The organism is Paraburkholderia aspalathi, from assembly GCF_905220735.1.
In the GTDB taxonomy this organism is placed as follows: domain Bacteria; phylum Pseudomonadota; class Gammaproteobacteria; order Burkholderiales; family Burkholderiaceae; genus Paraburkholderia; species Paraburkholderia aspalathi.
This window is the reverse complement of record NZ_CAJNBA010000002.1, coordinates 303,224-316,043: the sequence shown is the minus strand read 5'-3', so window position 1 is coordinate 316,043 and position 12,820 is coordinate 303,224. Positions and strand designations below refer to the sequence as shown.

The window sequence follows — 12,820 nt, the reverse complement described above, 5'->3', positions numbered from 1 at the left end:
AGACACCCTATGCCCACCGACGCAAGTCAAGAAAACCTCGAAATCGCGCAGCGTTATGCCGCCTTGCCCGCCGACAAGCGGGCCCGCTTCAAGGCGCGGCTGCGCGAGCACGGCATCGACGGGTCGATCCTGCCGATCGTGCCGCTCGCGATCCGGCCGGCACGTGCGCCGCTGTCGCACGCCCAGGAACGCTTGTGGTTCCTGTGGCGGCTCGACCCCGCCAGCAACGCGTACACCATCTCGCGCGCGCTGCGCCTCGATGGGCCGCTCGATACGGCCGCGCTCGATGCAGCGCTCGCGGCGCTCGTCGAGCGTCATGAAGTATTGAGAGCGGGTTTCGGAGAAGACGGCGGCGTGCCATTCCAGTTTGCCCGCGCAGCGGACACGGGCATACGCGCGGTCTATCAGGATCTGCGCGCGACGGCGGGCCACACCAGCGCTGAAGACCGCGAGGCGCGCTTACGCGCCCGACTATTGCACAACGCCGCGCTGCCCTTCGACCTCGAACGTGACCCGCTGCTGCGTTTCGAGGTGCTGCGGATAAGCGACGAGTCGCATGTGGTGCAGATCGCGATCCATCACATCGTCTCGGACGCGTGGTCGATGGGTATCCTGATTCGCGACTTCGTCTCGCTTTACGGCGAGGCGCAGCGCGGCCACGCCCTATCGTCCGCAGGACCCGCGCTTCAGTACAGCGACGTCGCGCTATGGCAACGCGAGTGGATCGACAGCGACACACTGGCGCGGCAGATGTCGTACTGGACCACTCAACTGGCGGGCACCGCGCCCGTGTTGTCGCTGCCTGCGGATCGGCCCAGACCGGCGCTGCGCGACGGCAGTGGCGCGCGTCACGCGCTGGATCTCGACGCAGTGCTCGCGACCCAGCTGAAAAACCTCTCGCGCCGCAACGACGCGACGCTGTTCATGACGCTGCTGCACGCCTTCAACCTGCTGCTGCATCGCTATAGCGGCGAAGCCGATATCTGGGTCGGCGTGCCGGTGGCGGGACGTCAACGCGCTGAGACGCACGCGGTGATGGGATTTTTCGTCAACACGCTGGTGATCCGCAGCCGGATATCGGCATCGCTGCCGGCGCAGCAGCAATTGCGCACACTGCGCGATACCGTGCTCGAGGCCCAGGCGCACGAGGACCTGCCGTTCGCGCATCTGCTCGACCGGTTGCAGACCGACCGTGATCTGTCTCACGCACCGCTGTTTCAGGTGATGTTCAATCTCGACTACGCGGACCCGGCCGCGCGCATCGAATTGCCGGGCCTCCGTGCCACGCCGGTGGACAGCGACGCCGGCACGGCACGCTTTGACCTCACGCTCAACGTGATAGAAGCGCCGGACAGCCTGCGGGCGATTTTCGGCTACGCGCGCGACATGTTCGACGCCGCCACCATCGAACGCTTCGCGCGCGACTATCGCGCGGTGCTCGAACAACTCGTCGGCGACCCGGCGCTCAAGCCTGGCGACATCGCGTTGTCCGGCGCGGCGCTCGTTTCGCAGGCCGAACTGCGCTATCCGTTTCTGCCCGTGGTGCCGCGCATCGTTGCTCGCGCGGCGTCGCAACCCGACGCGCCCGCGGTTTACTGCGGCGACGCGATGCTGAGCTACGGTGAGCTCGATCAGTGGAGCAACCGGATCGCGCGCCGCCTCAAAAGCGTGGGCGTCGGACGCGATGCGCGCGTGGGCGTCTGCATGACACGGTCGGCTGGACTGCCGGCCGCGTTGCTGGCGGTGTGGAAAGCGGGCGGCGCGTACGTGCCGCTCGACCCTGATTACCCCAGTGAGCGTCTGCGTGACATGCTCGACGATGCGGGCGTGGTCGCCGTCATCGTGGATCGCGCCCGCAGTGATCCGTCTGGTGACCAACCCGGCGGCCAACCTGGGGTTCGATTCGGCGAACTGTTCGCCGCCCGCCCGCAGATCGATATCGACGACGTCGCCAATGAAGACGCCACTGGTTGGGACGAGCCCGTGCATCCCCGCCAACTCGCCTACGTGCTCTATACCTCAGGCTCGACCGGCCGTCCGAAAGGCGTCGCCCTGGATCACGAAGCGCTGAGCCTGCATCTGCGTGACTTCTGCGACGCTTACCGCATTGGCGCCGACGACGTGATGCTGCAATCGTCGACGATCAATTTCGATGTCGCGTTGCACGAGCTCCTGCCGGCGCTCCTCGCCGGCGGCGCCGTGCGCATGCGTGGGCCGCAGGCGTGGACGCTCGACACGCTGAATGCGGCGCTCGTCGACGGCAAAGTCACTTTCGCACGCATTCCCACGGCGCTCTGGCAGCAGTGGCAGCGCAGCGCGCCGTCTGCCGAAGCGCTGCGCGAGCTGCGCCAGGTCACGGTGGGCGGCGAGGCCTTGCCGGGCGACGCGCTCGAGCGCTGGCAACGCGGGCCACTACGGCACATCGCACTCGACAATCTGTACGGACCGACCGAGACCGCGATCGCCGCGTTACACCACGTCACGTGCGGCGCGGATGCCGCGCAGGCGGTCGTACCGATCGGCCGCCCTTATCCGGGACGCGGCGCCGTCGTATTCGATCCCGACGGCAACCGGATGCCGCACGGCGGCGCAGGCGAGCTGTGCATCACCGGCGCATGCGTAGCGCGCGGCTACCTCGGCCGCGCGGCGCTGACCGCTGAACGCTTCGTGCCGGATCCGGACGGGCCGCCCGGCGCGCGCCTCTATCGCAGCGGCGACCTGTGCCGCGTACGCGAAGACGGCGCGATCCTGTTTCTCGGCCGGCTCGATCAGCAGGTCAAGCTGCGCGGCCAGCGCATCGAACCCGGCGAGATCGAAGCGGCGTTGCGTGATTGCCCGGAGGTGGCCGAAGCGGCCGTCGTCCTGCACGCGAACGGCGAACAGCAGCAACTGGTCGCCTACGTCGTCGGCAACGCGCAAACCGGCGCGCTGCAGGAGGCGCTCGCGCAGCGGCTACCGGTATTCATGATGCCGGCCACCTTCATCACGCTCGAGCGTCTGCCGACAATGGCGAACGGTAAGCTCGATCGCCGCGCATTGCCGGCGCCCGCACCGGTCACGGCGCCGGCGGCGGAGCGCGTGGCGCCACGCAACCGGCGCGAACAGGTGTTGCTGGAGATATGGGAACAGGTGCTGGGATGCGAGGTCGGCGGCGTGACCGTCAATTTCTTTGCGGCTGGTGGCGACTCGATTCTGAGTCTGCAACTATTGGCCCGTGCGCGCGCCGCGGGTCTCGTGCTGACGCCGAAGCAGGTGTTCGAACATCCGAGCATCGCGCAAATGGCACAGGTGGCGCGCGATGTCGATGCAGACGCGCAGTCCGCAAGCGCCGCCGAACTGCGCGACTCGCAGCCACTGACGCCCATCCAGGCCGCGTTCTTCGACAAGCATCCGCACGGGCTCGCGCACTGGAATCAGGCGGTCCTGCTGGAAGTACGCGACGCGCTCGATCCCGCCGCGCTGGAAGGCGCGCTGCAGCAATGGGTCGCGCGGCACGACGCGCTGCGCCTGCGGTTCGAACGCGACGTCAGCGTGCCGGACGGCAGCGCACCGCGCTGGCGGCAACGCGTCGCCTCTATTGAAACGGCAGCCTTGTTGCACCACATACTGCTCGCGCCGCAGACATGGGAAGCCGACCTCGCCACCGCCGGTGCGGCGCTGCATCGCAGCCTCGATCTGCAACACGGGCCGTTGCTGCGCGCGGCGTATTTCGAAGCGGGCGCAGAGCGGCGTCTTCTGATCGTGATTCATCACCTGGTTGTCGACGGCGTGTCATGGCGCGTTCTGCTCGAAGAGTTGCAGGCGCTGTATGAACGCCCGGATGCCGCCTTGCCGGCTATCACGACGCCGTGGAGCGTCTGGGCCTCGCATCAATCCAGCTACGCGCAGCAGGCCGAACGTTTGTGGCAACTGGCGTGGTGGCAGCGCATGCTGCATGGCGCGACCGCCGCGCTGCCGCTCGAGGGTGAAGGCGACCGGCGTCTGTCGGCAAGCCGCGTGGTGACAGTGAAGTTGACGGTGGACGCGACCCAGCAGCTGCTGCAGCGCGGCTCACGTGCGGACGGCGTGCGCACCGAGGAAATCCTGCTGGCAGCGCTTGCGCAGACGCTCGGGCCATGGGCCGGCGGAGCGCGCCTGCTGATCGATCTCGAAGGCCACGGCCGGGAAGATCTGATCGAGGACGTGGATCTGAGCCGCACAGTCGGCTGGTTCACGACGCAATATCCGCTTGCGTTGCCGCACCATGCCGACCCGGCGCACACACTCGGCATGGTGCGCGACGTCCTGCGCGCGGTGCCCGACAAAGGCTTTTCGTGGGGCGCACTGCAGTACTTCGGCGAGGACGCAAGCCGCGCGGCGATTGCCGCACTGCCGGTTGCGTCATTGCGCTTCAACTATCTCGGACGATTCGATCAGGCACTCCCTTCAGATGGCCGCTTCGGCTTTGCCGGCGAGCGCTCCGGCGCGCAAGCGGACGATAGCGACACGATGGATCACGCACTCGATATCGGCGCGCTGATCTCCGCTGACCGCCTGAGCGTGCATTGGCGGTACAGCCCCGGCGTGCTGAGCGAGGCGAGCGTAACGCGGCTCACGCGCCGCTTCGAGGACGTGCTGCTCGGTTTGATCGATGCCGACGCCGATGCCGCGCCTGCTCAATCGCACAATGTAACGGCGCGCCCCGACGTGGGTGAATCAGCGGCTTACGAACTCGTCCCATCGCTCCTGCAGGACTCCCCCGAGGCAGTCGAAAAAGATCGCGCGGTCTTCGCGCTGTGGATGCAGCGCGTTCGTCTCGAGGTCGCACTCGGCGCCCTCGCGCGCTCACGGCTCGCACCGCCGCCTTCCGCTGCTGCTGCGGCGGCGGCGGCGGAAGAACATGCTGCGCGGTTCGGGCCGCTTCCTGCGGGCATTGTCCCGCTCAACGATCTGAGCGCCCCGCATGCAGTGTTCTGTATTCATGCGGGCCACGGCCTGGTGGCCGAATACCGGTCGCTCGCGAAAGCGCTGAACGGCAAGGCGACACTGTTCGGTTTGCAGGCACCGTTGCTCTGCGACAGCACCTGGTATGCGGAAAACTTCGACGACATGGCAGCCGACTACGTTGCACGTATCCGTGCGGTGCAACCACATGGGCCCTACCGGTTGCTCGGCTGGTCGTTCGGTGGACGGGTGGTGATGTCGATGGTCGAGCAACTGGAGCGTTGCGGTGAACAGGTCGCGCTCGCCGGGATCATCGACGCACTGCCCGATCGCGATCTCGACGACAACGTGCAGGCCGAAGTCCGAGCGTTACGGATCTGGATTGCACAGCATGCCGCGCGCGGTGTGAACGCCGCCGAGCGTACGTTATTCGAAGATGCCTGCGACGTAATTCTCGAGCACGGCCGTATTGTGGAGACCTTCCGGATGCCGGCGCTACGCACACCGCTCTCGCTCTGGTGGTCCACCGAATCGATCGACAGCGGCAAACCGCGCGACTGGTCGTCGCGCACCGGCGCAAGCGAAACCGTGCTGGCGGAAATCCCCGCTGGACACACCAGCATCATGCATCACCCGATGCTGCTCGACAGCGTACGTGGACTATTCGAATGACATCGCGCCTGCTGCTGGAGACCCGTGCCGCGTACGCTCGCGCTACGTCATATGGCGGGCGGTTCGCGGAACTGTTGGCGGAACTTCTGGGGCGTGCTGCCGAACGCGCGCCTGAACATCACGGTGAAGGTGCGCACGTCGGCATAACCCAGGTCTTGCGCAACCTGACTCGCCGCGTGGCCGACCGACAGTTTGGACATCGCCTCAGCAAGGCGCAACTGTTCGCGCCACTGCCCGAAGCTCATGCCCGTTTCCTGCCGAAACAGCCGGGCAACCGTGCGCGAACTGGCGCCGACCCGATCAGCCCACAACTCCAGCGTGTCGTTGCTAGCGGGTTGCGCGATCAGACTTTCGCAGATGTTCCGCAGGCGGGCATTGGCAGGCAGCGGCAGGCGCGCGGTGCGCGCGCCGTCTGCGGCGTCTGCAGCGTCGGCGGCATCTTCCAGAAGACGCAGGATCAACGGCACGATCAGAGCCGTGCGGCTCTCGCCGGCTTCATCGGGACCGGAGTCGAACATGCCGAGAATCGTGGCGCGCAGCAGATCGCCGACCGGGATCACACGGCACTCCTGTTTTTGCGGCGCGAGCGAGTCCGGCTCGATGTACAGCGTGCGCATGGAGACCTGTCCGACCATATGCAATTCATGCTCGATCTGCGATCCGATCAGCAGGGCGTTGCCGGGCGTCAGCATCCACAGACCGAGCGGCGTAATCGCACGCACGATGCCGCTGGTTGCGTAGACCAGTTGCGCGCGATGATGACAGTGGGCGATTTCATGCGTTCCGTCGACGTAGTCGATCGCTTGCGCGATCACTTTTCGACCGGCAAAACTCTCGCCGAACGTTTGCAGTTTGGGTCGTGTCATGGCCCAACTAAACACTTTATTTTCGTTTGATACATCGATTCAGCCAATTATGTCCATTTTTATGTCAATGTTGTCCTGACTGACGACAGGCTATCAGATTATATTGCTATGCGGCCTGCGTAACGGCCCGCACTTCCGTCGTACCCCCACCCGGTTCAAAGATGTATCGATAGCCATCAAGAGCTAGCCAAACCAGCAGTTTTATATTTATTGCGAATCATTCTCACTATCATTAACAGTCAATTGGGGAATTAACATGAGTACCGGGGTGCGCGGATCGACCGCGCTGAGCAATGCGTTGCTGTTCTGTCTGCTGAGCGGAACATCGGCGGTGTACGCACAATCGTCAACGGACGACGCGGTGGGCAAAACCGCCGAAGTGTCCAGCTTGCCGACCGTCAAGGTAACGGGCAATCGGGACAACTCGCGCGTCGGATCGGCTGACGGTTACGTGCCGATCACGGCCGTGACGGCGACCAAGACGGACACGCCGCTGATCGAGACGCCCCAATCGGTGTCGGTAGTGACGAGCGACCAGATGACCGCACAAGGTGCGCAGACGGTTGCTGAAGCGTTGCGCTACACCGCCAGCGTGTTGCCGGAAATCCGCGGCGCTTCGGCGGCCGGCGCGTCTTATCTGTTCAGCCGCGGCTTCTACCTCGAGCAGTATCTGGACGGCGCCCGGATGCCGAGCGATGTCAGCTTCGGCTACGCGATCCCGAGTTTCGACCCGTACGGGCTCGAGCGCATCGACATCGTGCACGGTCCGGCATCGGTCCTGTACGGTCAGGCCGCGCCCGGTGGCGTAGCGAACCTCGTCAGCAAGCAACCTACCGCCACGCCCATTCACGAAGTCTTCGTGACCACCGGCAGCCACAATCGCATGCAGGCGGGCGTCGATCTGGGTGGCCCGGTGACCACCGACGGCAAGCTCACGTACCGATTCACCGCCACCGGGCTCGACACGCGCACTCAGGTAGAAGGCACGCGGCAGAAGCGCATCTACATCGCGCCGGCCGTCACGTGGAAGCCGGATGAAAACACGACGCTGACGGTTCTGGCGAAGTACCAGCGTGATCCGGACGTCGGCTATTACAACTTCGTCCCCGCGGTTGGCAGTGTACTGTTCAACCCGGCAGGCCAGATCTCGTCGCACACGAACGTGGGCGATCCTGACTTCGATCATCATTCGCGCACGCAGCTTTCGGTGGGCTACGAGTTTGAACATCGGTTCAATCCGACCTGGACGTTCCGCCAGAACACGCACTACACCTACGTGAAAGACGATCTCGCGAACGTGTTCCCGTACGGCTATGCCTCCGGTTCGAACACCACGCTGAACCGCTACACGTTCTTCAACAAGGAAAGCGCCAAGGTCTTCAGCATCGACAATCAGGCACAAGCCAAGGTAAATACCGGCCCGGTCTCGCACACCATGCTGTTCGGTTTCGACTTCCAGCGCGTGCTCTATGGTGAAGACGTGGGTGCCGCGTTCAACGCATCGTCGCTGAATGTGTTCGACCCGGTCTACGGCAACAACACGATGCCGGCCGAAACCTCCTACGACCAGATTCGCCAGAAACAGTTTGGCGTCTACGCGCAAGACCAGATGGCGTGGGGCAAGTGGCGTTTCCTGATCGGCGCGCGCGAAGACTGGGTTTCAGCCGACGACAACAATCCCGTCACCGCCTCTTACGAAGCGCAATCAGCGCGTGCGTTCACGTGGCGCACCGGTCTTGTCTATCTGTTCGACAGCGGGATCGCGCCGTACGCGAGCTTCTCGAAGTCGTTCGACCCGCAGGTGGGACAGCTCTACGGCGGCGGCATGGCGAAGCCGACCACCGCGCAGCAGTATGAAGTAGGCGTCAAGTATCAGCCGCCTGGCTACAACAGCTTTATCACGGCGTCGTTGTTCAACCTGACCGAACATAACGTGCTGACCTCCGACCTCGACCACTCGGGCTACTACACGCAAGCCGGCGAAGTGCGCGCGCGCGGCCTGGAACTGGAAGGTCATGCGAGCCTGACGAACAACCTGGATCTCGTCGCGTCGTACACCTACCTGAACGACGTCACCACCGAGTCGAACGACACGACGACGACCATCTCGGGCGATACGACGTCGCTTCAGAACAAGCGCGTGTGGGGCATCCCGCGCAACATCGCGTCCGCATGGCTCGACTACACCCTGCATGCAGGGCCGATGCGCGGCCTGGGCTTCGGCGGTGGCGTCCGGTATCTCGGCTCCAGCTACGACGCGTCCAATTCGATCAAGGTGTCGTCGGTGACGCTGTTCGATGCGACTGTCCACTACGACACCGGTCTGCATTGGCTCTTCTCGCTGAACGCGAAGAACCTGTTCAACCGTCAATACGTCGCGTCCTGCTTCAGCTCGGCGACCTGCACGTACGGCGACGGAGTGGAAGTCCTCGCCACCGCCCGCTACCGCTGGTAAGCAAAAAGGAAAAGCGTGTTGAACGACATGACCCAGCAGCAACTCGAACAGCGACCGGCGAGCCTGGCACATCACGACACCGCCGGGCCGGCGCCCCGCGCGTTATACCAGCTTGACGGCGCGTCGTTCGAAGCCGACGGCCGGGTCCTGTTGCAACCGCTCACCCTCTCGTTGAACGCGGAACGCATGATCGCGCTGATCGGCCACAACGGCTCCGGCAAGAGCACCTTGCTCAAGCTGCTCGCGCGTCAACAGGCGCCCACGCGCGGCACGGTGCGCCTGAACGGCACCGGCGTCGCCGCGTGGCCCGCCCGCGACTTCGCGCGGCAGGTGGCCTACCTGCCGCAAAATCCGCCCACCGGCACCGGCATGACCGTGCGTGAGCTGGTCGCGCTGGGCCGCTATCCGTGGCATGGCGCGCTCGGCCGCCTGCGTGCGGCGGATCACGCAAAAATCGACGAAGCACTGCATCTCACCGACACGGCGCGCTTCGCGTCGCAACTGGCCGATCATCTGTCGGGTGGTGAACGGCAACGCGTCTGGCTTGCAATGCTGGTCGCGCAAGGCGCTTCGTGCCTGTTGCTCGACGAACCCACATCCGCACTCGACATCGCGCATCAGATCGACGTGCTGCGGCTTCTGCGCGAACTGACCGACAGCCACGCGTTGACGGTGGTCATCGTGTTGCACGACATCAATCTGGCCGCGCGCTTCTGCGACGAACTGATCGCATTGCATAGCGGCCGCCTGCTGACAAGCGGCACGCCCGAAGCGCTCATGCGCGCCGACGTGCTCGAATCGATTTACGGCATTCCAATGGATATCGTTGTGCATCCGCATAACGGTAGCCGGCTCGGCGTGGCGCGCTGATATGCGACGCCGCGATTTTCTCCGTTCCGCCGTGTTGGCGCCCTTGCTCGGCACCCCGCTAGCCGGCGCGCGCGCGGCCGCGAACCTCATCACGCCAGCGCCCGCGCCGCGCCTCGTCGTGCTGGATTGGGGACTGGTCGAAACGCTGCTGGCACTCGGCATCACGCCCGTGGGTGTCGCCGAGACCGAGGCCTATAACGACAGCGTGGTCACCCCGCTCGTGCCGGCACACGTGCCCGATGTCGGGCTGCGTCTCGCGCCGAGCCTCGAACTTTTACAGCAACTCGCGCCCGATCTCATTCTTATCAACTCGAGCCAGGAATCACAGCGCGCGATGCTCGAGCGTATCGCGCCGGTGCGTGCGTTCGCCGTCTATACCGACACCGGCGCGCCCTATCGCCATTCGCAGGACGTCACGCTGCAACTGGCCGAACTGTGCGGCCGCACCGGCGCGGGCCACGCGCTGATCGACGCGACTGAGCGCGTGCTTGCCAGAAGCCGCACGCAAATCGCAGCGCGGCGCGCCCGGCTGCAAGGACCCGATCCACAGCGGCCGCTCTATCTGATCCGTTTTTTCGATGGCCGGCATGTCGGCGTGTACGGCGCGCGCAGTCTGTTCCAGGACGTGATGGATGCGCTCGATGTCGCCAATGCCTGGCATGGTCCGACCGATTATTGGGGTATCGGCGTGGCCGGGCTCGAGAAACTCGCCGTATCGCCCACCGCGGACGTGCTCTATTTCGATCCGCTGCCGAACGGCGTCGCGCGCACATTGAGCTCGAACCGCCTGTGGCACGCGCTGCCCGCGGTTGCCGCGGGACGTGTCGCCATGCTGCCGCCGTTCTGGGGCTTCGGCATGCTGCCTTCGGCCGCGCGCTTTGCCGAGGCGCTGACCGCTACGCTCACGCGCGCCCCGGCAACCGACGCCGCGGTGGCAACGCAGGCACGCCTATGAATATCGCCCGCCCACACGCACCGCATCTCGTGACACGTCCGTGGCTGCCCGCCGCGCTGACTTTGCTCGTGCTCGCCGCAGCCGTTGCGCTAAGCATCGACAGTCTCTCTGCGATTCTGCCGCCGTCGCTGTGGTGGCACGCGCTGTGGTCGCCGGATACGCACGACATCCAGCAGATCATCGCCCACGATAGCTGGCTGCCGCGTCTCGTGGTCAGCTGGTTGTGCGGCGCCATTCTCGGACTCGCCGGCACGGTCTTCCAGCAGGTATTGCGCAATCCGCTCGCCGAGCCGATGACGCTCGGCGTCTCGGCCGGCGCGCAACTCGCGTTGACGGTCGCCACACTATGGGCGCCCGCGCTGCTCGGCGGCGCCGGCCAGTGGGTCGCGCTCGGCGGCGCGCTGATTACTGCAGCGATCGTATTCGGCCTGTCCTGGCGCAGCGGGCTCGCGCCGGTCACGGTCGCGGTCGCGGGACTCGTCGTTACGTTGTATTGCGGATCGATCGGCGTCGCGCTCCAGTTGTTTTACGCACCGTATCTGCAGAGCTTGTTCATCTGGGGCGGCGGCTCGCTCATCCAGCAGGACTGGAGCAACGTGACGATGCTCGCATCGCGTCTCGCGATCGGCGGCGGGATCGCGTTCCTGCTGCTACGGCCCATGACGCTCTTCGGTCTCGACGACGCCAATGCCCGCAGTCTCGGTCTGTCGCTGCGCCGCATGCGGCTCGTCGCGCTGGCGCTCGCGGTGGTGCTGAGCGCGGCCGTCGTCAGTGCGGTCGGGGTCATCGGCTTTGTCGGATTGGCCACGCCCGCGCTCGCACAGATGGTGGGCGCGCGCCGCCTGTCGCAGCGTCTGGTGATCGCGCCGTTGTGCGGTGCGCTGATTCTGTGGCTCACGGATCAAGCGGTGCAACAGTTGTCCGGCGCGATGGGCGATCTGATTCCGACCGGCGCGGCGACCGCGTTGTTCGGCGCACCGTTGATGCTGATGCTGCTCGCCCGGATGCATCGGGCCACGCGGCTGCCGGCCAGCAGCGAAGACATCGCCCGCAGTCATTCAGTGCCCCCTGCTTCGCTGCGGCGGCGTTTCTTTGGCATCGCACTGCTCATGCTCGTCGTCTCCGCGCTCGCGCTGGATTTCGGCCACGGCCCACATGGCTGGCATTTCAGCAGCCTCGACGAGTTCTCGCGCGTGGCCATCTGGCGCGTCCCGCGCGCAGCCGCCGCGCTTGCCGCGGGCGCCATGCTCGCGGTAGCCGGCACGCTGATGCAAAGGGTGACCGGCAATCCGCTCGCCAGCCCCGAGGTGCTCGGCGTGAGCGCCGGCGCGGCACTCGGTCTGATCGCGCTGGTGATCGGATGGAATGACGCGGGACACATCGAGCGTATCGCAGCGAGCACAGCAGGCGCCTTGAGCGCCCTGCTCGCGATCCTCTGGTTTTCGCAGCGCTCGCGCTTCGCACCCGATCGCGTGCTGCTGGCGGGCATTGCCATCGGCGCCTTGTTCCAGGCGGTGGTCGCGGTGGCGATTGCGAGTGGCGGCGAGCGAGCGGCGACGCTGCTGCAATGGCTCGCCGGCTCCACCTACACGATCACCCCAATCGACGCGGCGCTCGCACTCGTTCTGTGCGTCGTCCTGTGCGCGTTGACGCCGCTGTGTAACCGCTGGCTGCAGATCCTGCCGCTTGGCGAAGCATCGGCGCGCGCGCTCGGCGTATCGACGCGCGGCGCCCGCTTTACGCTGCTATGTCTGATCGCGCTGCTGACGGCTGCCGCCACGCTGGTCGTCGGTCCGCTGTCTTTCGTCGGCTTGACCGCGCCGCATTTCGCGCGTCTTCTCGGCGCGCGCCGGCCATTGCAGCAAGTGCTGCTGGCCGCGCCGATCGGCGCGCTGACGATCGTCACGGCCGACTGGCTCGGCCGTGCGCTGCTGATGCCGCGCGAGCTGCCGGCGGGCCTTGTCGCGACCTTGATCGGCGCACCTTATCTGATGTGGCTGCTCGGCCGGCGCCGCTAAAGCACGCCTGCACGACCCACCATTCAGTCTTTTTGCACTAGAACTTTAGATATTCCAGGAG

General features: G+C 65.6%; 6 protein-coding genes. 5 read left to right on the top strand and 1 reads right to left on the bottom strand.

From position 1 onward, the window contains the following. Positions 1-9: 9 nt before the first annotated feature. Positions 10-5,595, top strand: coding sequence for a non-ribosomal peptide synthetase (locus KHO30_RS12330; protein WP_211701169.1), 5,586 nt, complete (start codon positions 10-12; stop codon positions 5,593-5,595). A gap of 47 nt (positions 5,596-5,642) precedes the next feature. On the opposite strand, the gene KHO30_RS12325 is transcribed toward KHO30_RS12330, so the two are convergent. Then, positions 5,643-6,461, bottom strand: coding sequence for an AraC family transcriptional regulator (locus KHO30_RS12325; RefSeq protein WP_211701168.1), 819 nt, complete (start codon positions 6,459-6,461; stop codon positions 5,643-5,645). Between the two features lie 256 nt (positions 6,462-6,717). Between KHO30_RS12325 and KHO30_RS12320 the strand changes: the two genes are divergently transcribed. From KHO30_RS12320 to fhuB, 4 genes are read left to right on the top strand one after another with little or no spacing between them, the layout of a single operon-like run. Then, on the top strand, positions 6,718-8,916 hold the full coding sequence (locus KHO30_RS12320) for a TonB-dependent siderophore receptor (RefSeq protein WP_211701167.1): 2,199 nt from the start codon (positions 6,718-6,720) through the stop codon (positions 8,914-8,916). A gap of 18 nt (positions 8,917-8,934) precedes the next feature. Further along, complete coding sequence (locus KHO30_RS12315; RefSeq protein ID WP_208620610.1) at positions 8,935-9,786, top strand: ATP-binding cassette domain-containing protein; 852 nt, start codon at positions 8,935-8,937, stop codon at positions 9,784-9,786. Position 9,787: 1 nt separating this feature from the next. Further along, entirely contained in the window at positions 9,788-10,741 is a 954-nt protein-coding gene (locus KHO30_RS12310) for an ABC transporter substrate-binding protein (RefSeq protein WP_211701166.1), read from the top strand. Then, positions 10,738-12,759, top strand: coding sequence for a Fe(3+)-hydroxamate ABC transporter permease FhuB (gene fhuB / locus KHO30_RS12305; RefSeq protein ID WP_211701165.1), 2,022 nt, complete (start codon positions 10,738-10,740; stop codon positions 12,757-12,759). The genes KHO30_RS12310 and fhuB overlap by 4 nt, the downstream gene beginning before the upstream one ends. Positions 12,760-12,820 lie beyond the last annotated feature (61 nt).